At 72.3% G+C, this 23,610-nt stretch carries 22 protein-coding genes; 6 read left to right on the top strand and 16 right to left on the bottom strand.

All coding sequences use genetic code 11. From position 1 onward, the window contains the following. Positions 1–60: 60 nt before the first annotated feature. The 4 genes from ACIBA9_RS17945 to ACIBA9_RS17930 all read right to left on the bottom strand — a co-directional run bounded on the left by ACIBA9_RS17945 (position 61) and on the right by ACIBA9_RS17930 (position 3,867). Entirely contained in the window at positions 61–858 is a 798-nt protein-coding gene (locus ACIBA9_RS17945) for an ATP-binding cassette domain-containing protein (RefSeq protein ID WP_399364128.1), read from the bottom strand. Positions 859–902: 44 nt separating this feature from the next. Beyond that, positions 903–1,931 carry an ABC transporter permease gene (locus ACIBA9_RS17940; protein ID WP_399363988.1) on the bottom strand — a complete coding sequence of 343 codons (1,029 nt, stop codon included), beginning with the start codon at positions 1,929–1,931 and terminating at the stop codon, positions 903–905. Continuing rightward, positions 1,928–2,932 (bottom strand): sugar ABC transporter substrate-binding protein, encoded by a 1,005-nt coding sequence (locus tag ACIBA9_RS17935; RefSeq protein WP_399363986.1) that lies wholly within the window; start codon positions 2,930–2,932, stop codon positions 1,928–1,930. The genes ACIBA9_RS17940 and ACIBA9_RS17935 overlap by 4 nt, the downstream gene beginning before the upstream one ends. 197 nt (positions 2,933–3,129) lie before the next feature. Continuing rightward, on the bottom strand, positions 3,130–3,867 hold the full coding sequence (locus tag ACIBA9_RS17930; protein ID WP_362153551.1) for a GntR family transcriptional regulator: 738 nt from the start codon (positions 3,865–3,867) through the stop codon (positions 3,130–3,132). Between the two features lie 130 nt (positions 3,868–3,997). Here ACIBA9_RS17930 and ACIBA9_RS17925 point away from each other — a divergent pair, with 130 nt between their 5' ends. Beyond that, entirely contained in the window at positions 3,998–5,020 is a 1,023-nt protein-coding gene (locus ACIBA9_RS17925; RefSeq protein ID WP_399363984.1) for a Gfo/Idh/MocA family oxidoreductase, read from the top strand. 10 nt (positions 5,021–5,030) lie between these two features. Here the strand turns inward: ACIBA9_RS17925 and ACIBA9_RS17920 are convergent, their stop codons facing one another. The 7 genes from ACIBA9_RS17920 to allB form a co-directional block, all read right to left on the bottom strand. Beyond that, positions 5,031–6,215 (bottom strand): cytochrome P450, encoded by a 1,185-nt coding sequence (locus tag ACIBA9_RS17920; RefSeq protein WP_399363982.1) that lies wholly within the window; start codon positions 6,213–6,215, stop codon positions 5,031–5,033. A 70-nt stretch (positions 6,216–6,285) separates the two neighbouring features. Further along, positions 6,286–6,984, bottom strand: coding sequence for a response regulator (locus ACIBA9_RS17915; protein ID WP_399363980.1), 699 nt, complete (start codon positions 6,982–6,984; stop codon positions 6,286–6,288). 82 nt (positions 6,985–7,066) lie between these two features. Continuing rightward, entirely contained in the window at positions 7,067–8,338 is a 1,272-nt protein-coding gene (locus ACIBA9_RS17910) for a histidine kinase (RefSeq protein ID WP_399363978.1), read from the bottom strand. A gap of 178 nt (positions 8,339–8,516) precedes the next feature. Next, on the bottom strand, positions 8,517–8,912 hold the full coding sequence (locus ACIBA9_RS17905) for a ribonuclease domain-containing protein (RefSeq protein ID WP_399363976.1): 396 nt from the start codon (positions 8,910–8,912) through the stop codon (positions 8,517–8,519). 200 nt (positions 8,913–9,112) lie between these two features. After that, positions 9,113–9,925, bottom strand: a complete 813-nt coding sequence (locus ACIBA9_RS17900) for an AIM24 family protein (protein ID WP_362153327.1) — start codon at positions 9,923–9,925, stop codon at positions 9,113–9,115. A gap of 124 nt (positions 9,926–10,049) precedes the next feature. Continuing rightward, a complete protein-coding gene (gene alc / locus ACIBA9_RS17895) occupies positions 10,050–11,165 on the bottom strand; it encodes an allantoicase (RefSeq protein WP_399363973.1) in 1,116 nt (371 codons plus the stop codon). 52 nt (positions 11,166–11,217) lie between these two features. Beyond that, positions 11,218–12,555 (bottom strand): allantoinase AllB, encoded by a 1,338-nt coding sequence (gene allB, locus ACIBA9_RS17890; RefSeq protein ID WP_399363971.1) that lies wholly within the window; start codon positions 12,553–12,555, stop codon positions 11,218–11,220. Between the two features lie 274 nt (positions 12,556–12,829). Here allB and ACIBA9_RS17885 point away from each other — a divergent pair, with 274 nt between their 5' ends. Then, on the top strand, positions 12,830–13,624 hold the full coding sequence (locus ACIBA9_RS17885; RefSeq protein ID WP_393903220.1) for an IclR family transcriptional regulator: 795 nt from the start codon (positions 12,830–12,832) through the stop codon (positions 13,622–13,624). Between the two features lie 407 nt (positions 13,625–14,031). Here the strand turns inward: ACIBA9_RS17885 and ACIBA9_RS17880 are convergent, their stop codons facing one another. Then, entirely contained in the window at positions 14,032–14,379 is a 348-nt protein-coding gene (locus tag ACIBA9_RS17880) for a DUF5955 family protein (RefSeq protein ID WP_399363969.1), read from the bottom strand. A gap of 145 nt (positions 14,380–14,524) precedes the next feature. Between ACIBA9_RS17880 and ACIBA9_RS17875 the strand changes: the two genes are divergently transcribed. Beyond that, on the top strand, positions 14,525–15,133 hold the full coding sequence (locus ACIBA9_RS17875; protein ID WP_362153315.1) for a nucleotidyltransferase family protein: 609 nt from the start codon (positions 14,525–14,527) through the stop codon (positions 15,131–15,133). Positions 15,134–15,317: 184 nt separating this feature from the next. Further along, a complete protein-coding gene (gene aceB, locus ACIBA9_RS17870) occupies positions 15,318–16,943 on the top strand; it encodes a malate synthase A (protein WP_399363966.1) in 1,626 nt (541 codons plus the stop codon). Between the two features lie 25 nt (positions 16,944–16,968). Here aceB and ACIBA9_RS17865 read toward each other — a convergent pair whose 3' ends face one another. The 3 genes from ACIBA9_RS17865 to ACIBA9_RS17855 all read right to left on the bottom strand — a co-directional run bounded on the left by ACIBA9_RS17865 (position 16,969) and on the right by ACIBA9_RS17855 (position 19,295). Next, entirely contained in the window at positions 16,969–17,277 is a 309-nt protein-coding gene (locus tag ACIBA9_RS17865) for a SelT/SelW/SelH family protein (RefSeq protein WP_362153311.1), read from the bottom strand. Further along, complete coding sequence (locus tag ACIBA9_RS17860) at positions 17,274–18,188, bottom strand: HipA family kinase (RefSeq protein WP_399363964.1); 915 nt, start codon at positions 18,186–18,188, stop codon at positions 17,274–17,276. Before ACIBA9_RS17860 ends, ACIBA9_RS17865 begins: the two co-directional genes overlap by 4 nt. 141 nt (positions 18,189–18,329) lie before the next feature. After that, positions 18,330–19,295, bottom strand: coding sequence for a Rieske 2Fe-2S domain-containing protein (locus ACIBA9_RS17855; protein ID WP_399363962.1), 966 nt, complete (start codon positions 19,293–19,295; stop codon positions 18,330–18,332). A 209-nt stretch (positions 19,296–19,504) separates the two neighbouring features. Here ACIBA9_RS17855 and ACIBA9_RS17850 point away from each other — a divergent pair, with 209 nt between their 5' ends. Next, positions 19,505–20,347, top strand: coding sequence for an MBL fold metallo-hydrolase (locus ACIBA9_RS17850; protein ID WP_399363960.1), 843 nt, complete (start codon positions 19,505–19,507; stop codon positions 20,345–20,347). A 95-nt stretch (positions 20,348–20,442) separates the two neighbouring features. After that, positions 20,443–21,789: an APC family permease gene (locus ACIBA9_RS17845; RefSeq protein WP_399363958.1), complete on the top strand. Its 1,347-nt coding sequence runs from the start codon at positions 20,443–20,445 to the stop codon at positions 21,787–21,789. Positions 21,790–21,864: 75 nt separating this feature from the next. Here the strand turns inward: ACIBA9_RS17845 and ACIBA9_RS17840 are convergent, their stop codons facing one another. Next, complete coding sequence (locus ACIBA9_RS17840) at positions 21,865–23,376, bottom strand: IucA/IucC family protein (protein WP_399363956.1); 1,512 nt, start codon at positions 23,374–23,376, stop codon at positions 21,865–21,867. Positions 23,377–23,610: the final 234 nt, after the last annotated feature.

The following is a 23,610-nucleotide window of genomic DNA, read 5'->3' as shown; positions in this document are numbered from 1 at the left end:
ACCGTGCCCGGCCGGGTGGGGGTGCGAGGCCACACCCCCACCCCACCCGCGCTCACAGCCCTACGCCCGCCGCAGCTCGTGCCGTAGTGCTTCCAGGTCGGAACCGCCCGCCATCTGTCGGGTCAGCTCGTCCAGGGTGATCTCGTCGCGGGTGTAGTGGCCCACCATGGTTCCGCGTCGCAGCAGGATGAATCGGTCTCCCACCAGGTACGCGTGATGCGGGTTGTGGGTGATCAACACAACGCCCAGGCCCTCGTCGCGTGCCGCGGCCACATATTTCAGCACCACACCGGACTGCTTCACTCCCAGTGCCGCCGTCGGCTCGTCCAGCACCAGGACCTTGGCGCCGAAGTGGACCGCCCGGGCGATCGCCACGCACTGGCGCTCGCCGCCGGAGAGGGTGCCGATGGGCTGGTCGACGTCCCGGAGGTCGATGCCCATGCGGAGCAGGGCCTCGCGGGTGGTGCGGCGCATGAGGTCGATGTCGAGACGCTTGAAGGGCCCCCTCCCCCTGCGCGGCTCGGAGCCGAGGAAGAAGTTGCGCCAGACCGGCATGAGGGGGACGACCGCGAGGTCCTGGTAGACCGTGGCGATACCGCGGTCCAGGGCCTCGCGCGGTGAGGACAGGACGGTCTCCTCGCCGTCGATGCGCAGGGTGCCGGCGTCGTGCCGGTGCAGACCGGCGATCGTCTTGATCAGCGTCGACTTGCCCGCGCCGTTGTCGCCGAGGACACAGGTGATCTCCCCGGCGTGCACCGCCAGCGAGACGCCCTCCAGGGCACGGACGTTGCCGTAGCGCTTGCCGACGTCGGTCAGCTCGACCAGCGCCGCGCCTCCCGCCGTCCCGGAGGCGCCCACAGCCTCAGTGGTCTCAGCGGTCTCAGCCGTGTCAGTCGTCTCGCTCACTTCGTCGCCTCCGCGCGCTTGCGGACCCAGGCGTTGAGCAGGGTCGCGAGGAGCAGCATCGCTCCGAGGAAGAACTTGAACCAGTCGGGGTTCCACTCGGCGAAGACGATGCCCTTGCTGGTCATGCCGAACAGCAGGGCGCCCACGGCCGAGCCGACCGCGCTGCCGTAGCCGCCGGTGATCAGGCAGCCGCCGATGACGGCCGCGATGATGTAGATCAGCTCGTTGCCGACGCCCTCGCCGGACTGGACGGCGTCGAAGGAGAAGAGCAGGTGCTGGCCGGAGATCCAGGCGCCGAGGGCGACGCCCATGTAGAGGCCGATCCTGGTCCTGGCCACCGGGACGCCGACCGCGCGGGCGGCGTCCGCGTTGCCGCCGACGGCGAAGATCCAGTTGCCGACGCGGGTGCGCAGCAGGATCCAGGACGCCAGGGCGACCAGGCCCACCCACCACAGGATGGTCACCTTGAAGTCGACGCCGCCGACGGTGAGCGTCGAGGCGAAGACGGCGTGGGCGGTGGAGAAGCCTTCCATGTCGGCGATGGTCTTGGTGGAGACCGTGCCGTCGATCAGCTTGGTGAAGCCGAGGTTCATGCCGGTCAGCATCAGGAAGGTGCCGAGCGTGACGATGAAACTGGGCAGTTTCGTGCGGGTGAGCATGAAGCCGTTGAAGGCGCCGACGGCCAGCGTGACCAGCAGGGACACACCGACGCCGACCCAGGTGTTGGCGGTCATCTGGTAGCTGAACATCGAGGAGACCAGCGCCGAGGACGTGACCATGACGCCCGCCGACAGGTCGAACTCGCCGCCGATCATCAGCAGGGCCACCGGTACGGCCATGATGCCGATGGTCGAGGAGGCGTACAGGACGGTGCTGAGGCTGGAGGCGCGCAGGAACCCGTCGGCGGCGACGGCGAAGAAGACGAAGACCGCGAGGGCGCCGACGACCGATCCCAGCTCCGGCCTGGAGAGCAGCTTCCGCAGCGGTGAACTCTGCAGAATCCTTTCGTCAGCGGTCGCGCTCATCGGGTGCCCCGCTCGGTGTACTCGGCCAGCGCGGACGCCTGGTCCCTGGTGATGATCTGCGGGCCGGTCAGCACCGGCTTGCCGCCGCCGAGGACGTCGCCGTTGTACTTGTACAGCCACAGCAGGTCGACCGCCTGGTAGCCCTGGAGGTAGGGCTGCTGGTCCACCGCGAAGCCGAGGGTGCCGTCCTTCAGTTCGGCGGCCACCTTGGCGTTGAGGTCGAAGGTGTCGATCTCGGCCTTGCTGCCCGCGTCCGTCCTCGCCTTCACGGCCGTGTCGGCGTAGGGGGCGCCGAGGGTGACGATGGCGTCCAGGGACGGGTCCGCCTGGAGCTTGGCGCCGATCGAGGACTGCACGTCGGGCATGCTGGTGCCGTTGACGTAAAGCTTGCGCAGGGTGCCGTGGAAGGTCTTGGCCACACCGTCGCAGCGCTGCTCGTGGCCGACGTTGCCCTGCTCGTGCAGGACGCACAGGGCCTTCTTCCTGCCGCGCTTGTTCAGCTCCTCGCCCACCGCCTCGCCGGCGATGGTCTCGTCCTGCCCGATGTGGGTGAGGGCGCCGAAGGCCTTGGACTGGGCCGAACCGGAGTTGACCGTGACCACCGGGATGCCGGCCTTCTCGGCGCGGGCCAGTGCGGCCTTCATGGCGTCCGGCTTGGCGAGGGTGACGATGATGCCGTCGACCTTCTTGTCCACGGCCGCGTCCACCAGCTGCGCCTGCTGCTGGGCCTGGTCGTCGTGCGAGTACAGGAAGTTGATGTTGTCCTTGACGGCGGCCTGCTTGGCGCCGCTCTGCACGATGTCCCAGAAGGTGTCGCCGTCTCCCGAGTGGGTGATCATCGCGAAGGTCCAGCGGGGCGTGTTCACCGCCGCCCTGCCCTGGGCCGCGGCGGCCTTGCGGGCGTCCTCGGCCCGCTTCCCGCCGGTGCTGCTGCACCCCGCCAGGGACATGGAGAGTGCCCCCGCCAGCGCTATGCCTACCCAGGTCCGAAACCGTGCCACGAGGCCGTGCCCTTCTCGCTGTGCTCTGCTCTGCTCCGACATGCGTAAGGGGCGGGCGACCTCACCGTCGGCGCGTCCCGGCGGCGTCCTCACCAGCCCCAAACACTTCAGTATCGAACACAGGGAACACCCATGACACGACCGGGGGACCCGTCACCGGTCAGATTGTCAGGTCATTGCGACGAATGCGGGCGGCGTCAGGGCCGTACGAGCAGCTGGAACTCGAAGGAGTAGCGCGCGGGGCGGTAGGTGTGGTCGCCGAACTCGACCGCGCGGCCGGTGTCGTCGAAGGTGGTGCGCTGCATGGTGAGCAGCGGGGCCCCCTCCGCCTCGGCGAGCCGGTCGGCCTCGGCGGCCGTGGCACCGCGCGCGCCGATGGACTGGCGGGCGCTGTGCAGGGTGATCCCTGCCGAGCGCATCAGCCGGTACAGGCCGGTGGCCTCCAGCTGGTCGGTCTCCAGGTCCAGCAGGCCGGTCGGCAGATGGTTGATCAGATAGGCCATGGGCTCGTCGTGGGCGAGCCGGAGGCGTTCGACGCGGTGGACGTCGGCGCCCTCGGCGACCCCGAGCGCGGCGGCGATCCCTGCGGAGGCCGGGACGAGGGAGTTGACCAGGACCTTGGTCGCGGGGCGCTGGCCCGCCGCCTCCAGGTCGTCGTACAGGCTGCTCAGCTCCAGTGGGCGCTTGACCCTGCTGTGCACGACCTGGGTGCCGACGCCCCGGCGACGGACGAGGAGCCCCTTGTCGACGAGCGACTGGATCGCCTGCCGGACCGTCGGCCGGGACAGGCCGAGCCGCCCGGCCAGCTCGATCTCGTTGCCCAGGAGGCTGCCCGGTGTGAGGCCGCCGTGCTCGATGGCCGCCTCCAGCTGCTGCGAGAGCTGGAAGTACAACGGCACCGGGGAGCTACGGTCCACACGGAGGTCGAGCGGCACGGTCGGGTCCACATCTGGTTTCGGCACGGCCCCGAGCGTAGTCCGGTGACGGGTTGACGGGAAGTTGTGTAGTCCGATTGTCAGGACATACGCATTGACAGGTCGGGGGGTGCGCCCTCACTTTGTTTCCATGCGCATCGGGGTCATCGGCACGGGCCGTATCGGCACCATCCACGCGAGCACGCTCAGCCGTCACCGCGAGGTCGGATCCCTGATCCTGACGGACGCGGATCCGGCGCGGGCGCAGGGGCTCGCGCACCGGCTCGGCGAGACGGCGGCGCCCGGCGTGGACGAGGTCTTCCGGTGGGGCGTGGACGCGGTGGTGATCACGGCGGCCACGGCGGCCCATGCCGAGCTGATCGGCCGGGCGGCCCGTTCGGCGCTGCCGGTCTTCTGCGAGAAGCCGATCGCTCTCGACCTGCCGGGCACGCTGCAGGCGCTGGCCGAGGTCGAGGCCGCGGGGACGGTTCTGCAGATGGGCTTCCAGCGCCGGTTCGACGCGGGCTACTCGGGTGCGCGGGAGGCGGTGCGCGCCGGACGGCTCGGGCGTCTGCACACCGTGCGGGCCATGACCTGCGACCAGTCCCCGCCGCCGGCACGGTGGCTGCCGCTGTCCGGCGGACTGTTCCGGGACACGCTGATCCACGACTTCGACGTGCTGCGCTGGGTGACGGGCCGCGAGGTGACCGACGTGTACGCCACCGGCTCCGACCGCGGTCCCGCGATGTTCCGCGAGGCCGGTGACGTCGACACCGGGGCGGCGCTGCTCACGCTGGACGACGGCACGCTGGCCACGGCGTCGGCGACCCGGCTGAACGGCGCGGGATACGACGTCCGCATGGAGCTGGCCGGCGAGCGGGACACGGTCGTGGTGGGTCTGGACGACCGTACGCCGCTCGCCTCCACCGAGCCGACCGGGCCCCCGCCCGCGGACAAGCCGTGGACGGGGTTCCTGGAGCGGTTCGGCCCCGCCTACGAGGCCGAACTGGCCGCCTTCGTCGAGGTGGTGCGCGGTGAGCGGGCCAATCCGTGCGACGGCGGCGAGGCGTTGCAGGCGCTGCGGATCGCCGAGGCCTGCGAGGTCTCCCGCCGGGAGCGGAGGCCGGTCGCGCTCACGGAGATCGCGGACCGGACCCGGCCCCTGCAGCAGTGAGCGGGCGGCCCTACCAGCGCACCGGCAGACTGCGCACCCCACGCATGAGCATGCCCGGCAGCCACTCCCCCGGCGCTCCGTCCAGGGCGAGACCGGGGGCGCGCTCCAGGAGCGTGCCGATCGCGGTACGGCCCTCCAGCCGGGCCAGGGGCGCTCCGAGGCAGAAGTGGATGCCGTGGCCGAAGGCGAGATGGCCGCGGGTGTCGCGGCGGATGTCGAAGCGGTCGGGATCGGCGTAGCGCATGCCGTCGCGCTGGGCGGCGGTGAGGCCGATCAGCACGTGTTCGCCCGGTCCGATCCTGGCGCCGGCGATCTCCAGGGGTTCGGCGGCGTACCGGAAGGTGGCGTTCTCCACCGGGCCCTCCCAGCGCAGCGTCTCCTCCACGGCCCCGTCGAGGAGGGTCGGGTCGGCGCGCAGCGCGGCCAGTTGGGCGGGGTGCGTGAGCAGGGCGAGGACACCGTTGCCGATGAGGTTGACCGTCGTCTCGTGTCCGGCGACGAGCAGGAGGAAGGCCATGCCCCGCAGTTCCTCCGCGGAGAGCCGGTCGCCGTCCTCTGCGGTGGTGCGGATCAGGTCGCCGAGCAGATCGCCCGTCGGGCCGGCGCGGCGCTTGTCCTCGATCAGTTCGGTGAGGTACTCGGCGAGGCGGACGACCGCGGCGTGTTCGGCGTCCGGGCCGGTCGGCGCGACCACCTCGGTGGAGATCCGGCGGAACTCCGAGCGGTCCATCTCCGGGACGCCGAGCAGTTCGCAGATGACCGCGATGGGCAGCGGATAGGCGAGGGAAGCGATGAGGTCGGCGCGGCCGCGCGGCAGCATCTCGTCGAGCAGGTCGTCGGTGATCCGCTGGATGCGCGGGCGCAGTTGCGCGACCCGGCGCGTGGTGAAGGCGCGGGTGACGAGGGCGCGCAGGCGGGCGTGCTGCGGTGGGTCGGCCGCCAGCAGGTGCTTGCCGATCAGCCGCTCCTCCAGAAAGGTCGCGCCGATCTTGGCGCCGTCCTTGGCCAGGCGGTGGTCGGCGAGGGCGGCCCGGGCCTCGTCGTACCCCACGACCAGCCAGGTCTCGTAGGCGCCCTCCGGTGTGTGGAGCCGGACCCGGTGGACGGGGCCTTGCTCGCGCAGCCGCGCGTACACCGGGTGCGGATCGCGCCGGAGTACGTCGCCGGACTGGGTCAGGTCGATCACGCTCTCCATGTCATCTCCTTGACGACTCCCCCGAGGCCCGGTGAGCGGCCGGTACCCGGACAACGCGCGCGGCGTGCGACTAGTGCCCGTCGCCGCTGTCGCCGTCGTCGTCTTCGAGCAGCCCGGCGTCGTACGCCAGCAAGGCGATCTGCACGCGGTTGTCGAGGTCGAGTTTGGCGAGGACGCGGGAGACGTGGGCTTTGACGGTGGCCACGCTCATGAAGAGTTCGGTGGCGATGCGGGCGTTGGCGAGCCCGCGGCCGACCGCGACGGCGACCTCGCGCTCGCGGTCGTTGAGCACCGCGAGCCGTTCACGCGCGCGTGCGTGCCGGGTGCCGGCCGCGGTGCCCGCGGCGTGCCGCATCAACTGGCGGGTGACGGCGGGCGAGAGGACCGGATCGCCCGCCGCGACCCGGCGTACGGCGGCCACGATCTCGGCGGGCGGCGTGTCCTTGAGGACGAATCCGGCGGCGCCCGCGCGCAGGGCCTGCAGCACCTGTTCGTCCGCGTGGAAGGTGGTGAGCACCACGACCTGCGGTGCGCCGGTGCGCGAGCGCAGCCGCTCGGTGGCGGTGAGCCCGTCGACCGACGGCATACGGATGTCCATCAGCACGACGTCCGGCCGGGTGCGCCGTACGACCTCCTCGGCCTCGGCGCCGTCGGCGGCCTCCCCGACGATCTCGATGTCCTCGGCCCCGCCCAGCATCAGCGCGAGTCCGGCCCGCACGAGGGGGTCGTCGTCGACGAGGAGCAGTCTGATCGGCGTCGTCGCAGTCATGGGCTCACGTAATCACGGTCGGGCGTTCGGCGGACGGCGCCCGCCGAAAGCCCCCGGCCCGCCCGCCCCGCGCACGGACCCCTCAGGGCTCCCCCCACGGCAGCCACGCGCGCACCTCGAAGCCGCCGTCGGGCGTGGTGCCGTGGTCGAGGTGACCGCCGGTCAGGGTGGCGCGTTCGGAGAGGCCGATCAGACCCTGGCCGGAGCCGGGGACGGGTGGCACCCGCGACGGCGGGGCGGGGTTGGCGACGGTGACGGTCAGGCCGTCGCCGGGGGTTCCGGTGAGGCGGACCGTGACCTCGGTGCCCGGGGCGTGCTTGCGGGCGTTGGTCAGGGCTTCCTGGGCGATGCGGTAGGCGGTGCGGCCGACGGAGGCGGGGACGGCGGCGGGATCGGCGACGCGGTGGTCGAGGCTGACCTTCATGCCCGCCTCACGGCTCTCGGCGACGAGGGCGTCCAGCGCGGCGAGCGTGGGCTGGGGGCGGCCGCCCGCCGCGTCGTCGGACTCGCCGGCCCGCAGCACGCCGATGATCTCCCGCAGGTCCTGGAGTGCCTCGTGGGCGCTCTCGCGGATGACCCCCGCTGCCCGCACGATCTCCTCCCGGGGCGCGTCCGGCCGGAACTCCAGGGCGCCCGCGTGCACGCTGAGCAGGGTGAGCCGGTGGGCGAGGACGTCGTGCATCTCGCGCGCGATGGCCTCGCGGGCCAGGCGCTGGGCCTGCTCGGCGCGCAGCCGTGCCTCGGTCTCGGCCCGGTGGGCGCGGTCTCTCAGGCTCAGCATCAGCATCCGCTTGGAGCGTACGAACATGCCCCAGCCGGTGATCGACACGGTGATCAGCGCGGTGAACGCGACGACGCCGGCGTAGGGCAGGTCCGGGTCGGGCCGCAGCCAGAAGAAGAGCGGGATCAGCGCGAGCTGGGCACCGCCGATCCAGGCGACGTAGCGGAAGGGCCGGTGCACGGCGAGCGTGAACAGGGCGACCATCGCCGCGCCGCCGGAGGTGTCGGACAGCAGGCCGACGGGGATCATCGCGACGGCCAGCCCGACCGGCCACCGGCGCCGCAGCCAGACCGCCACGCAGGACAGGGCGCCGAGCGTCTGGTCGAGGACGGCGAGGGAGTGCGGCAGGTCGCGTTCGTCGGGCAGGGACCGCGAGGCCACCAGGCCGATGACGACGGCCAGCAGGAAGCAGGAGAGGTCCACGGCCCAGTCGCGCGCGGTGCGTCGCGGCCGCCGCCCGGAGGCGCGGGCGTCCTGGTCCAGTTCGTGGATCAGTGCGGACGGGAACAGCCACCGGCGGCCCGTGAAATCCTGTGTCACCGCTACCGGCTCGTCATCGCTCACGGTCGACAAAACTACGCAGGGCCGCGGCCCGGGGCGGTGCCAAGCGCGGGATCACCGACCAAAGTCGTACCACTGTGGACTTTCGGTGGTGCGGGGCGGTGGTGCGGGGGCGCCGGGCAGCATCCCCGTGGGACAGTACGGGACGCGACCCCCGGCCGGACTCACCGCCGCCCGGGGGCCGGACGGCTCAGCAGCCGAAGTCGATCAGGTCGAACGTCGCGTAGTGGTCACCCGTGTAGTAGTCCTCCTGGCTCTCCTCACCGGTGACGATGCGCCGTGCACCGCGGGTGGAGGAGCCGGGGGTCTTGACCGTGTACTCGTGGTAGTAGCCCGACTGCCGGCTGGGCAGCACGCCTTCGCGGTTGGAGAAGACGATGCCGTCCTGGCTGTACGGGAAGGGGCCACCCTGGTCGATCAGGTTCAGGGTGTCGTCGGCCTGCGGCGGCAGGGCGCTTTGGCAGATGTCACCGACCGACGCCGCGGCGGCGTCCGCCGTCGTGGCGGAGACGGTGCCGCCGACCAGGAGAGCGGACAGGAGCGCGGCGGCGGCCGCGGTGCGGGTGGTTCGTGGGGGGAATCGCATGAGCCACATGATGACGCGCGTAGAGGTTGGCATGTCAACGACAAGGTTGAGGATTTACCCATCAAGTCCCCTGGAGCTTCACGGATTTAACCTGCCGCCCGGCGTCCCCACACCGCCCTCACACGATCCGGCGAGAGCCGTCCTCACACGGGGGGCCGGAGGGAGACGCCCGGGCCGGTGCCGCGTCCGGACCCATCGGTTCAGCCGGCGTTCGTGGAGAACAGTCCGCCGGTCGGGCCCTGCTTGTCGCCGCCCTGGGCCTTCTTCAGGGCGTTGGCGAGGCTCTCGATGGTGAGGGACTGCAGGATCACCCGGCCGTCGCCCTCCAGGGTCGCCAGGGACAGGCCCTCGCCGCCGAACACGGCGTTCATGATCCCCTGGCGGTTGAGGCCCCCGATCCGCTGGACGCCGTACCGGATGCCTTCCTCGAAGGCGACCACACAGCCCGTGTCGACCTCGATACGGCCGCCGAAGTCCGCCGGGTTCAGGTCGATGAAGTTGCCCGCCCCGGCGATGATCACCGTGCCGTGCCCGGTGAACTTCTCCAGGACGAAGCCCTCACCGCCGCTCATGCCGGTGCGCCCGCCGGCGAACGCGATACCGAAGTCGACGCTGGACTCGGCGGCCACGAACGCGTCCTTCTCCGCGAACCACGCTCGGGTGCCGTCAAGCTCCAGCGCGCGCATCTCGCCGGGCAGCACGCCGGCGAAGCCGACCGTGCCCTCACCGCCCTGGGCCGTGAAGTACTGGAAGGCCAGCGACTCGCCGGCGAGCATCCGCTGGCCGGCCTGCATGGCCGTGCCCATGGCCTGTCGCAGCAGGCCGCCCATGCCGCCGCCCGAGCCGCTCTGCTGCCCGCCGTTGCCCGACGGGCCGGACAGCCGGGTCTCCATGGTCACGTTCGTCGTCTTGAACAGGAACTTCCCGGCCTCGCAGTACACGGTCTGGCCGGGGTGCAGGTTGACGACCGCCATCTGCATGGCGTTGCCGACGATCTCTTGCTGAAGGGTCACATGGAAGAGAACGCGGGAGACGACGGGAAGAGTTCCGCGACCCGCGGACCTCGTTCGGGCGAATGACGCGTGGGGCACCCCGGTGCTGTCCGGCCGGGGTGCCCCACGCGCGCGTGGGGGCGGATCAGCCGCCCAGCTCCTGGTGGCGGGCGGCGAGCCGGCTCGCGCCCTCCTCGGTCAGGGAGCCGAACAGACGCAGCCGGGAGATGCCACCGTCGGGGAAGATGTCGACACGCGCGTGGGTGCCCACGGCCGACTCCGGCAGCACGAAGCGGTGGTTGGTGTCGGGCTGGAGGCGGGTGCGCGGCAGGATCTCGGTCCAGTCGCCGTCCTCCCCGTCCCGCACGGAGACCGAGGCCCAGCCGGCGCTGTTGCCCTTCAGATAGGCGGTGTCGATCTCGACCGCGCGGATCCGGGACTGGGACACCAGCCGGTAGGCGATCCAGTCGTTGCCCTGGTCCCGTCGGCGGCGCGTCTCCCAGCCGTCGTCCATCTTGCGGGAGCGGCCCGGCTGGATGGTGTTGGTGGGCGGGGAGTAGAAGCGGTTGGAGGCGTCCTCGACCTGGCCGCCGTTCTCCAGCGCGACCACGTCGAAGGTGCCGAGGACCGCCAGCCACCGCGGGTCGGGCACGACCTCGCCGTACACGCGCAGGCGCGCGACGCCGCCGTCCGGGTGCTGGTTGACGCGCAGGTGCGTGAAGCGCTGCTCGGCGGTGATCGCGAAGCCGTTCGCCGCGTGCCCGCCGACGGGGGTGCGCGGGACGAGGGTCGTCCACTTCACGTCGTCGCCCAGCAGCTCCTCCGGGGAGGGGGAGCCGGGTACGGACGCGCCCTCGACCGAGACCGCCTGCGGGTAGTTGCCGCGGAAGTGGGCGGTGTCGACGACGATCCCGCGGATCACCCCGGGCGCGCCGAGCCGGACCAGCGCCCAGTCGTGGTCCTCGGCGGTCGGCCAGGGGTGCTCGGCGTCGGTTCCGCGCCGGCGGCGGGTCTCCCAGCCGTCCATGATCTTGCCCTTGTGCCCGAAGTGCTCGGGGTCGAACTCGGCGGGCTCGGGGACCAGCAGGTTCTCCCGCTGGGCGAAGAACTCGTCGTTGGCGGCGATGACACCGGCTCCGAGCTGCCGGTCGGCGAGGTTGGCGTACTGGGTGAAGGGGAAGTCGGCGGTGCGGTAGTCCGCGTACGGGTCGCCGCCTCCGTAGGGGTTCGCGTCGCCGGTGAAGCTGGGTATCGCCGTCACGGTGATCAGGGGTTCCTTTCGGGTCGACGGGGTGCGGGTGCGGGGGTGTGGCTCACTTGGGGCGGCTGAGCCGTCTGCCCCTCGGTTCGGTGAACTCGCCGCCGGTGACGATGCGCTCGCCGCGCAGCCAGGTGGACTTCACGACGCCGTGCAGGGTCTTTCCGGCGTAGGCGGTGACCCGGTTGCGGTGCTGGAGGCCGGCCGGGTCGACGGTGAAGGTCTCGTCGGGGGCGAGGACGGCGAAGTCGGCGTCGCGGCCGGCCTCGATCGCGCCCTTCTGCCCGAGGCCGACCAGGGCCGCGGTCCGGGTGGACATCCAGCGCACGACGTCCTCCAGTGTGTGACCGCGGTTCCGGGCCGCGGTCCACACCGTCGGCAGGCTCAGCTGGAGGCCGGATATGCCGCCCCAGGCGGTGGCGAAGTCGTCGGTCTTCAGATCGGCGGTGGAAGGCGAGTGGTCGGTGACGACGCAGTCGATGGTGCCGTCGGCGAGGGCCTCCCACAGCAGGTCCTGGTTGGCGGCCTCGCGGATGGGCGGGCAGCACTTGAACTCGCTCGCGCCGTCCGGGACTTCCTCGGCGGTCAGCGTGAGGTAGTGCGGGCAGGTCTCCACGGTGACGCGGACGCCCTCGGCGCGGGCCGCGCGGATCAGCGGCAGCGCGTCGCTGGAGGACAGGTGCAGCACGTGCACGCGCGCGTTCAGGCGCCGGGCCTGGGCGACGAGGTTCGCGATCGCGGTGTCCTCGGCGTCGCGCGGGCGGGAGGCGAGGAAGTCGGCGTACCGTGGCCCGCCGTGCTGGGGGGCGGCGGCCAGGTGGTGCGGGTCCTCGGCGTGCACGATCAGCAGCCCGTCGAACCCCGCGATCTCCGCCAGGGACCGGGCGAGCCGGTTCTGGTCGAGGTGCGGGAACTCGTCCACGCCGGACGGGGACAGGAACGCCTTGAATCCGAAGACGCCGGCGTCGTGCAGCGGGCGCAGGTCCTTGAGGTTGTCGGGCAGGGCGCCGCCCCAGAAGCCGACGTCGATGTGCGCCTTGTCGGCGGCGACCTGCTGCTTGACCCGCAGATGGTCGACGGTCGTGGTCGGCGGCAGGGAGTTGAGCGGCATGTCGACCAGCGTGGTGATGCCGCCGGCGGCGGCGGCGCGGGTGGCCGTCCAGAAGCCCTCCCACTCGGTGCGGCCGGGGTCGTTGACGTGCACGTGGGTGTCGACCAGTCCGGGCAGCAGGACGTGGTCGCCGACGTCCTCCAGCCGGGCCGCGGCCGGGGCCTCGGCGTCGTACGGCAGTACGGCCGTGATCTTCCCGGCGGACACGGTGACGGTGGCGGCCCGCGTCCCTTCCGGGGTGATGACGCGCGTCGAGCGCAGCACCAGTTCAGCGTCGGACACCCGGACCCCTCTCTGTACGACCGTTTTACGCCCTGGAAACGGGATTAATACCCACGTAACGGAATTCAACGTTCTGTTGAAGGAGTCTTCACTCCCACCCCACCGCAGTCAAGGGCACGTCACCGGACGGCAGGCGCGGGGGCGCCCGGTCTGGACGTTTCCACAAAGCGGAATTAGAATTCCAGCAAGCAGAACGTAGCTACGTACCAGCGGGGAGTCAACCGGCCGGCGGGTAGGCTGCTGCTCTTCCTGTCAGCCCCGAAAGGAACGTGCCGTGCCGACGTCCAGCGCCAGCACCACCGACTCCGCCAGGCCCTCCAACGGAGGCGGGGTCCAGTCCCTGGAGCGCGCCTTCGATCTGCTCGAGCGGATGGCGGACGCGGGTGGCGAGGTCGGCCTGAGCGAGCTGTCCGCGACCAGTGGACTGCCGCTGCCCACCATCCACCGGCTGATGCGCACGCTGGTCGCGTGCGGGTACGTACGACAGCAGCCGAACCGGCGGTACGCGCTCGGCCCGCGGTTGATCCGGCTCGGGGAGTCCGCGTCCCGGCTGCTCGGCACCTGGGCGCGGCCGTACCTGGCCCGTCTGGTCGAGGAGACCGGCGAGACGGCGAACATGGCACTGCTGGACGGCGACGAGATCGTCTACGTGGCGCAGGTGCCGTCCAAGCACTCGATGCGGATGTTCACGGAGGTGGGGCGCCGGGTGCTGCCGCACTCCACCGGCGTGGGCAAGGCGCTGCTGGCGAGCGTGCCGGACGAGGAGGTGCGTGCGCTGCTGTCCCGTACGGGGATGCCGGCCGCGACGGACAAGACCATCACCACGCCGGACGGTTTCCTGGCGGCGCTGGCGGAGGTACGACGTGCCGGTTACGCGATCGACGACAGCGAGCAGGAGGTCGGGGTGCGGTGCCTCGCGGTGTCCGTGCCGGAGTCTCCGACGGCCGCGGCGATCTCCATCTCGGGGCCGGCGGGGCGGGTGACGGAGGCGGCGACCGAGAGGATCGTGCCGATGCTGCAGCAGGTCGCCCGGGAGCTGTCCCAGGCGCTGGCCAGCTCGGGCGCGTAAGGGCCGGGCGTGGCCCGGGGTGGAGACTGGCGGATTGTCCGGCGGCTGCGGGCCGGCGGGGGCGTTCGCGCAGTTCCCCGCGCCCCTGTGGTGGGCCGGTGGGACCCCCTCCGGGAGGGACCGGCGTCCGGGTGGAGTGGAAGAGTGCGGGCCGGCGGGGGCGTTCGCGCAGTTCCCCGCGCCCCTGGGTGGGGCCGGTGAGACCCCTCCGGGAGGGACCGGCGTATGGGTTGTTCGCGCAGTTCCCCGCGCCCCTGGGTGGGGCCGGTGAGACCCCTCCGGGAGGCTCCGGCGTATGGGTTGTTCGCGCAGTTCCCCGCGCCCCTGGGGTGGACCGGTGAGACCCCTCCGGGAAGGGCCGGCGTCTGGGTGAGGTGGGGGTTCGCGCGGTTGCACGCGGCCCTGGGTTAGACCCGGGAGAGCCCTCCGGGAAGGGCGGGGGGTGGCTGGGGAGGTTGGCCGAAGAGGTCTACCGCTTCGCGTACCTCTGTCAGGGCTCTCGTCAGGGCGCTCACCGAGCCGATCGCGCCGGCGATCACTAGCAGGGAGCGGCGCAGGCGGGGTATCTCGGGGAGGCCGCCGCCGGCCATCGCGGCCAGGGCTGCCAGTTCGTCCTCGGCGATGACCCGGTCGGGGAACTCCGTCGGAAGCGCGGCGAGTTCGCGGCGCAGCCGGGACACGGCCGTCCGCAGTTCCACCACCCTAGGGTCCTCGTCGCTGCCGGTCACCGGCCGCTGCCCCAAGCTCCGCAACACAGCCCTCCCCCCTGACACCCCCGTCGTGCGCGGGCCAGTAAACGCCACCCCGCACGGCAGCGCCACAGCGCGGACCGAAATTCAGCCCAACGGACTCGGCACCGGAAATCCGGACGCTTCCGCCGCCGTCGGGTATGCAGGACCCATGACGGACAACCAGGATCATCGGGGGAATGTCGCCGGGCTGCTGCTCGCCGCCGGCGGCGGCAGGCGGCTCGGCGGGCGCCCCAAGGCACTGCTGGAGCACCGGGGGCGGCCCCTGGTCGAACACGCGGTCGGGGTGCTGCGTGCGGCCGGATGCGAGCGGATCCATGTGGTCCTGGGCGCCCGCTCCGACGAGGTGAGACGGCGCGCCGAACTCGGCGGATGCGTGCTCGTGGACAACCCGCACTGGTCCGAGGGCATGGGATCGTCCCTGCGCGCCGGACTTGCGTCGCTCGCCGGTACGGGCGCGTGCGCGGCCCTGGTGAGCCTCGTGGACCAGCCCGGCATCGGCCCCGCCGCGTTCACCCGGGTACTAGGCGCCTACGAGGGCGAGAACTCGCTGGTCTCCGCCGCCTACGACGGGTCCCGCGGTCACCCGGTGCTGTTCGGCGCGGCCCATTGGAGCGGCATCGCGGCGACTGCCACCGGAGACCGGGGGGCACGCGCCTATCTGAAGGAACACGCGGCGGCCGTCCGCCTCGTGGAGTGCGCCGACGTGGCCGAGCCCTACGACATCGACACCGAGGCCGACCTGAGCCACCTTGAGTGAACGAGGTGGCACCCAGCGCCATCTTGCCTCGACTCAGAGAATCTCGACATCAACAAACCATTGAGATTCCACGATGAGGAAACTACTATCCACTGTTCAGAAGCGCCTGACCGCACAGCGGGCGCTGATTGCCCTGTTCGTGCCTCTTGGCACCCGGTGCCACCGCTGAAGGAAGTGACAGCTCATGTCCGCACCAGCGCCGTCCCCGCTGGCCATCGTCGACGCCGAGCCCCTGCCCCGGCAGGAAGAGGTACTCACGGACGCGGCGCTCGCCTTCGTGGCGGAGCTGCACCGACGGTTCACCCCGCGCCGTGACGAACTCCTGGCCCGCCGGGCCGAGCGACGCGCCGAGATCGCCCGCACCTCCACGCTCGACTTCCTCCCGGAGACGGCCGCCATCCGCGCGGACGACTCCTGGCGGGTCGCCCCGGCCCCGGCCGCGCTGAACGACCGGCGCGTCGAGATCACCGGGCCGACCGACCGCAAGATGACCATCAACGCGCTCAACTCCGGCGCGCGGATCTGGCTCGCCGACTTCGAGGACGCCTCCGCTCCCACCTGGGAGAACGTGATCCTCGGGCAGGCCAACCTGATCGACGCCTACACGCGCGCCATCGACTTCACCGACGAGCGCAGCGGCAAGTCGTACGCCCTGCGCCCCGCCGAGGAGCTGGCGACCGTCGTCATGCGGCCGCGCGGCTGGCACCTGAACGAGCGCCACCTCGTCGACGCCGAGGGTGGGCAAGTGCCGGGCGCGCTGGTCGACTTCGGCCTGTACTTCTTCCACAACGCGCAGCGGCTGCTCGACCTCGGCAAGGGTCCGTACTTCTACCTGCCGAAGACGGAGTCGCACCTGGAGGCCCGCCTGTGGAACGAGGTGTTCGTCTTCGCACAGGACTACGTCGGCATCCCGCAGGGCACCGTCCGCGCCACCGTGCTGATCGAGACGATCACGGCCGCGTACGAGATGGAGGAGATCCTCTACGAACTGCGCGACCACGCCTCGGGGTTGAACGCCGGCCGCTGGGACTACCTGTTCTCCATCGTGAAGAACTTCCGTGACGGCGGGGCGAGGTTCGTCCTCCCGGACCGCAACGCGGTGACGATGACCGCCCCGTTCATGCGGGCGTACACCGAACTGCTCGTCCGCACCTGCCACAAGCGCGGCGCACACGCAATCGGCGGCATGGCGGCGTTCATCCCGTCCCGCAAGGACGCCGAGGTCAACAAGGTGGCCTTCGAGAAGGTCCGGGCCGACAAGGACCGTGAGGCGAACGACGGTTTCGACGGCTCCTGGGTCGCCCACCCCGACCTGGTGCCGATCGCCATGGAGTCCTTCGACAAGGTCCTCGGCGACCGGCCCCACCAGAAGGACCGGCTGCGCGAGGACGTGCACGTCGAGGCCGCCGACCTGATCGCGATCGACTCGCTGGACGCCCGGCCGACGTACGCCGGTCTGGTCAACGCCGTGCAGGTCGGCATCCGTTACATCGAGGCCTGGCTGCGCGGGCTCGGCGCGGTCGCCATCTTCAACCTGATGGAGGACGCGGCCACCGCCGAGATCTCCCGCTCCCAGATCTGGCAGTGGATCAACGCGGGTGTCGAGTTCGACAACGGCGAGACGGCCACCCCCGAACTGGCCCGCAAGGTCGCCGCCGAGGAACTGGACGCCATCCGCAAGGAGATCGGCGAGCAGGCCTTCGCCGCCGGCCGCTGGCAGGAGGCGCACGACCTGCTGCTGCGGGTGTCCCTGGACGAGGACTACGCCGACTTCCTCACCCTGCCGGCGTACGAGCAGCTCGGCCGCTGACGTCTGGGGCGCTCGGGCGCTGGCCTCAGGGGCGCTCGGGCGAGTCGTCCGAGTGCCCGGAGCGCTCCGAGTGGCCCAGGGGCTTGCCCGGGGCCACTCGGTCGCGCACCAGGCGCTTGACCGCCGTGGGCTCGGGAAAGCCCTGCTCACGGCGGTCCCAGACCACTTCGTCGCCCACCCGGACGACGAAGACGCCGCCGGTGCCGGGCTTGAGCGCCAGTTCGGTCAGTTCCGACTCGAACGTGGTCAGCAGTTCCTGCGCCAGCCAGGCCGCGCGCGGCAGCCACCGGCACTGGGTGCAGTACTCGATCTCCACCCGTCGCACATCGGTCATTTCAGATGCACCGACCAATCCTGCTCCGCCGCCGGCTTGCCGTGCAGGTCGGGAACCCGCTTGAGCCAGTCCGGTCGGTCCGCCTGTGTCCTGGCCGCGCGGGCGGCCTCCTCGGCCGCGAGTTCCTCGCGGCCCGGGAAATCGGTGGGCAGCCACTCGTGCGAGAGCCGGGCGCGGGCCAGCAGGTGGTCCACGTAGGCGTCGCGGACGTCGTCGGGCGTGGCGAAGGCGGCGTCCTCGGCCAGCCAGGCGTCCGGCACCTCCGCGAGGATCCCGCGCAGCAGCTCCTCGGTCACCCGGGGCGCCAGTTCGGCGTCGGCGGCCCGGACGTCGGGGCCGTAGTGGCCGAGCGCGTGGTGGCGGAAGTCGTACTTCTTCCCGGGCGCCCTGGTGTCCCAGCGGTGGTGGAAGACGAGGGCGGCGCCGTGGTCGATGAGCCACAGGCGCGGCGGTGTGACGCCGAGCGTGGGCCAGACCATCAGGTTGGAGCTGTGGACCGTGCGGTCCACGTTGACGGTCAGCGCGTCCAGCCAGACGATCCGGCCCGCCTCCAGCGCGTCCACCGGGAACACCTTCGCGATGTCCGGAGTGAAGTCCCGGGCGCCCGGCAGGTAGTCCATGCCCAGGTTCACGCCGGCGCTCGCGGCGTGCAGTTCGCGCACCTCCTGGTGCGGCTCGTCGGCGGCGATGGCCGGATCGAAGCGGACCAGCACCAGTTCGGGGAAGCGCAGACCGAGCGCGCGGGCGAGCTCGCCGACGATCACCTCGGCGACCAGCGCCTTGCGCCCCTGCGCCGAGCCGGTGAACTTCACGACGTAGGTGCCCAGGTCGTCGGCCTCGACGACGCCGGGGACGGAACCGCCGGACCGCAGGGGCTCGATGTACCGGGTCGCGGAGACCTCTCTCAACATCTCGGAAGGCCCCTCCCTCTCTCCCCGGCAGTCCGTTGAGCGCGGCGCGGCCCTTGCGTCCGGCCTCCGGTATGAAGTGAGCATAGTAACCAAGCGTGACAGCCGGGGAGGAATATTCGAGCTGTCACGCCTCGCGGGCCGTCAAGGCCGTGTCTCGGACGGCGCTGCCTCCTCCTGCGGACCGTCCGGCCGTCCGTCGGCCCGACGGTCCGGTTCCGGCTCCCGGTCGCGCAGCCGCACTTCCACGTGGCCGTCCACGGTCCGGGTGTCGAAGGCGGGCTGCGGGGCGGTGGCGGGGCCGCGTACGACCCAGCCGTCCGACAGCCGGAAGGTGCTGCCGTGCCACGGGCACTCGACACACCCGTCGGAAACGGTGCCCTCGGACAGCGGACCCGCCAGATGGCTGCAGCGGTCGGCCAGCGCGTGCACGGCCCCGCCGGGTTCGCGCACCACCAGCACCGGTACGTCGTCCACGCTGCGCCGCACCGGCCGGCCTGCCGGGAACTCGGAAACCGCCCCGATCCGGTGCCAGCCGTCCGAGACGACCTGCGGGACCTCCTCGGCGTGGTTGGCGCCGGACGCCTGCCGACAGGCCAGGTGACCGCCCAGCATGCCCCCGGCTCCGACCGCCGTCAGGCCCAGGAAGCCGAGGGCGCGACCGACTCCGGTGGTTCCCTTGACGCGGCAGGCCATCGAGGCGGCGTACAGGCCCACGGCCGCCGTGTTCGCCAGGGCGTGCACCAGGCCGACACGCTGCTGCCGCCGGTGCAGTTCCGCCCAGTCGACGGCCCCCGTCAGCGCCGCCGGGGCGGCCGCCGCCAATCCGGCCGCGATCAGCAGGTCGGCCTCGCGGGAGCGACCGGGACGCAGGTCCAGCAGCCCGGCGGAGAGCCAGCAGCCGATCGGCACCTGGACCGTCAACGGGTGCACCGGGTGACCCAGCCACCTGCCGTGCAGCCAGTCACGGGCACGCCCGAGCGGCAGGGACCGTACGCCGGTGCCGAGCGCGTCGATCGCCGTATCCGCCCGCGGCTCGCGCTCCAGGCGGTCCAGCAGCCACAGCATCCTGTTCTGTCCCGCGCGGCGACGAGGAGGTGGTGTGCTCATGGGCAGCCGGGTCCCCTTCGGCCCGGGCGGCAAACGGGGCGGAACACCCGGCCACCCAGAAGACGCAACCCTGCCGAGCCGGCAGCCGAGTGGCCCGGGCCGTGCGGGGGTACTCCGGCGGAGGGGTCCGGCAGACCAGGCGGACCACCCCGGTCGGCAGAACGCGCCGGTTCCCCCTCGCGTGTACGACACCTCGGGCAAGGACCACCATGGCTGCCTTCGACGACGATGCTCTGGATCTGTACTTCATCGGTACCGCGACCGTGCTCCTGCGATACGGCGATCTCGTCCTGCTCACCGACCCCAATTTCCTGCACCGCGGCGAGCGCGCCCACCTGGGATACGGACTGACGAGCAGGCGTCTGACCGAGCCGGCTCTGCACCCGGCGGAACTCCCGGCCCTGGACGCGGTGATCCTCTCCCACCTGCACGGTGATCACTTCGACCGCAGGGCGAGACGAGAGCTGGACCGTTCGGTGCCGATCGTCACCACCCCGCATGCCGCCCGCCGCCTGCGCACATGGCAGGGGTTCGGCCAGGCCGGCGGGCTGCGGACGTGGGAGAACCACACGGTCCGCAAGGGCCGCTCGCAGGTCCGCGTCACCGCGCTGCCCGGCGCGCACTCCCTGCAGCCCGTGCTGCGCCGGCTGCTGCCGCCGGTGATGGGCAGCATGCTGGAGTTCGGCCGTCGTGACGGCCCGGTGGCGCTCCGCCTGTACATCTCGGGCGACACGCTTCTCTACGACGGACTGGACGAGATCGTACGTCGTTTCCCCCGAGCCGACCTGGCCGTGCTCCACCTGGGGGGTACGCAGCTGCCCGGCGGCTTCGTCGTCACCATGGACGGTGCACAAGGCGCCGGCCTCGTCCGCCGTCTCGGACGCCCCCGCACTCTGCCGGTCCACTACGACGACTACACCGTCTTCCGCTCGCCGCTCGAGGACTTCCTGGCCGAAGCCGACCGGCTGGGGCTGCGGGAGCGGCTGGTCCACTGCGGCCGCGGGCAGCACGCGCTCCTGGCGCCCGGGGGCGGGCCGCCCACGGTCCGCTGACCCCTCCGCCGCCGCTCCACGGCCCGGCCGCCTCGCGCCGGCGGCCGCCGAACGGCGGGGCGCCTGCGGCCGGGCCGCAGGGGTAGGGGACAACCGTGATCACCTCCTCCGCGCCGGCGCCCGGCGGTCCGCCCCAGGGCGGGCCCCCCGCGCTCAAGAAGGCCCTGACGACCCCGCTGCTCTACTTCTTCATCCTCGGCGACGTGCTGGGCGCCGGCGTGTACGTCCTCGTGGGCCAGGTCGCCGCGAAGTCGGGCGGCGCGGTGTGGGTGCCCCTCCTCCTCGCCCTGCTGCTGTCGCTCCTCACGGCCGCCTCGTACGCCGAACTCGCCACGAAGTACCCGCGAGCCGGCGGCGCCTCCCACTACGCCACCCTCGCCTACGGGCCTTTCGTCGGCTTCCTCGCGGGCTTCTGCATGCTCGCCGCGGGCATCGTCTCCGTGGCCGCACTCGCCCGCGGTTTCGCGGGCGACTATCTGAGCAGCTTCGTCAGCCTGCCCGTCGTACTGGTGGCGGCCGTCTTCCTGTGCGCCCTGGCCCTCCTCAACGCGCGGGGCATCAGCGAGTCCACCCGCGCCAACGTGGCCGCCACGGTCGTCGAGGTGGGCGGCCTCCTCCTCGTGGCTGGCCTCGGGGGCTGGCTGCTCCTGCGGGGGGACGGCGACCCCGGCAGGCTCGTCCAGCTCGGCACCCCCGACACGGGAGCCGCCACCGGCATCCTGGGCGGGACCGTTCTCGCCTACTACTCCTTCGTCGGCTTCGAGACGTCCGTCAACGTCGCCGAGGAGACCCGCGACCCGCGTCGCTCGTATCCGCGCGCCCTCTTCGGCGCCCTGGCGACGGCGGGGGCCGTCTACGTCCTCGTCGGGGTCGTCGCCTCGGCCGCCGTCCCCACGAGCACTCTGGCCCGCTCCAGCGGCCCGCTGCTCGAAGTGGTGAAGGAGGCGGGCGGGGTGCCGCCGAAGCTGTTCAGCGCCGTCGCCCTCGTCGCCGTCGCCAACGGCGCGCTGCTCACCGGCATCATGAGTTCGCGCCTGGCCTACGGCATGGCGCGGGACGGCCTGCTCCCCCGCTTCCTGACCCGTGTGCTTCCCGGGCGGCGTACCCCGTGGGCCTCGATCGCGGCCACGACCACCCTGGCCTTCCTCCTGGCGCTCACCGGAGACGTGGCGACCCTCGCCTCCACCCTGGTGCTGCTGCTCCTCGTGGTGTTCTTCCTCGTCAACACCGCCGCCCTCGTCCAGCGGCGCGACCGCCCCTCCTCGCCGCACTTCCGGGCCTTCACCGCCGTCCCGGTCCTCGGCGCGGGGTCCTGCGTGCTGCTCGCGACGCAGGTCGAGGCCGGGGTGTGGACACGCGGGCTCATCGTCATCGCGGTCGGCGTGGCCCTGAGCGCCGTCGCCGCCGTACAGCGCCGCGGGCGGGAGCGGAGCGCCACCTGAGAAGGCCGGCGTACCGCTGCGGAGCCGGCCCCGCCCTCGGTCCGGGCGCGCGCCCCGGTCCCCGGCCGCCTCGGGTCAGTCGGCGGCCAGCGGATTGGGCAGGGGCAGATAGCGGGCGTCCGCGCCGTCCGCGCCGGTCCAGCGCAGCAGCAGGTTGGTCTTGCCGGGCAGGGTGGGCGCGCGGAGCAGGGCGGAAACCTCGGGCAGGGAGTGCCGGGCGAGTTCGCGGCGGGCGGCGGGCCACGGGTCGAAGCCGTGGTGGTGCTCGGCGAGGGCTGCGGCGATCTCCCCGAGGTGGTTGACCAGCAGGCAGTACACCAGCCGCTGCCAGCCCGCGGCCCGGGAGACGTCCGGCAGCAGCTTGGCTCCCTCGGCGTCCCGGAACAGCGCCTGTACCGGCGTACCGGTCGCGTCCACGGCCACGAGGGTGTTCTGCAGATGGGCCTCCAGGACGACGCCGTGGTCGTCGAAGACGGTCAGGGCGGGCGGGACGACCTGCCGCAGATACGCCTCCCACCAGGCCGCCGGATCGGCCGCCGTGGCCAGCGGGCTGCCGTCGAAGCCCTCGGCGAGGCCCGCGGCGAGCAGGGGGGTGGCGCCTTGCACCAGATGGCCGCGCAGGCCGTCGCGGACCAGGACGGCCAGTTCCTCGAAGGCGAAGACGGCCGTGCGGTAGCCCCGGTCGCTCAGCCAGGCCGCGGGCCCGTCCAGCGCGGCGAAGGCGTGTTCGGCCGCCCGGTCGGTGCGGCGCAGTACGCGCAGGTCGTGGCGCCAGAGCCGGCGGACGTCGTTGGTGATGCGCACGTCCAGGCTGAACTTCAGGAACAGGTCGTCGCGGGGTTCGTACACCGTGCGGATCGCCGCCGTCGGCCACACGTCGAAGCCGGTCGTGCCGAGCCGGAGCAGGCGGCCGTCGGCGAACGCGGGGTCGAGGGAGCGGGCGGCGAGGGCGAGCTGCCAGGGGTGGGCGGGCAGCAGCCGGTAGCCGGGCGGGGCGGCGCCCAGGGCGTCCAGGGCGCGGGTGTCGCCCTCCTCGGCGACCAGGTCCTCGCGGACCCCGAGCAGCACGAGGGGAAAGCGGGCGTGGGCCTCGGGGGCGTACGGCAGCCAGGACGCGACCGGGCCGCCACCGCGCGCCTTGGGCGCCGGGTGGTACGGGTGGCCGGTGAGCAGGGACTGCTCGGAGCGCACGTACGGGTCCGCGGGCGCCGTCGCCCGTTCGCGTGCGGCGAGCAGGGCGGCGACGGCGTCCCTGCTGTCGATCATCTCGGCGGACAGGTCTCCGCCGGACAGCCCGGTGCGCCGGCGCAGTTCGTCGGCGACCAGCTTGACCAGTTCGGTGTGGCCGACCGGGTGCCAGGCCCCGGCCCGGCGCACCTCCGGCTCGGCGGGGCGCCGCCCGGCGCGCACGCGCAGCAGCCGCCCGCTGGGCAGCCGGTGCACACGCCGTGTCCCGGCGCCCGGAAGGGCCTCGGCCACCTCACGCAGCAGACAGTTGAGCAGCGGCGCGGTCGCGTACGCGTCGGCGCGGCGGCCGACGGCGCCGGAGGGGGGTGGGTGGTGGGATGTGAGGTCCACGCGATCCATTCGTTCTTCGTCCAGGGGGCCGGAGCGTTCACTGTCCAGCAGGCGGGATCGATTCTGGTCGTTCTTCGTCCGGGGGCCGGGCGCCGTGTCCGGAGCCGGGCGGTGCGGCCCGTACGTCCGTGCGGCCGTCGCCCGTCTCCGCCCCCCCATAGTCGTACCTGCCGCGGGTGGCACGCGGCCCGACCGTGCCGTCCGGGTGCCGCTGGTGATCAGTATCTCCGTCGTCCGTGACAA

Origin of the sequence: Streptomyces sp. NPDC051452 (assembly GCF_044454765.1) — a bacterium.
Classification (GTDB): domain Bacteria; phylum Actinomycetota; class Actinomycetes; order Streptomycetales; family Streptomycetaceae; genus Streptomyces.
Note: the sequence above shows the minus strand (reverse complement) of the source record. Positions and strands in the feature narration are given on the sequence as shown.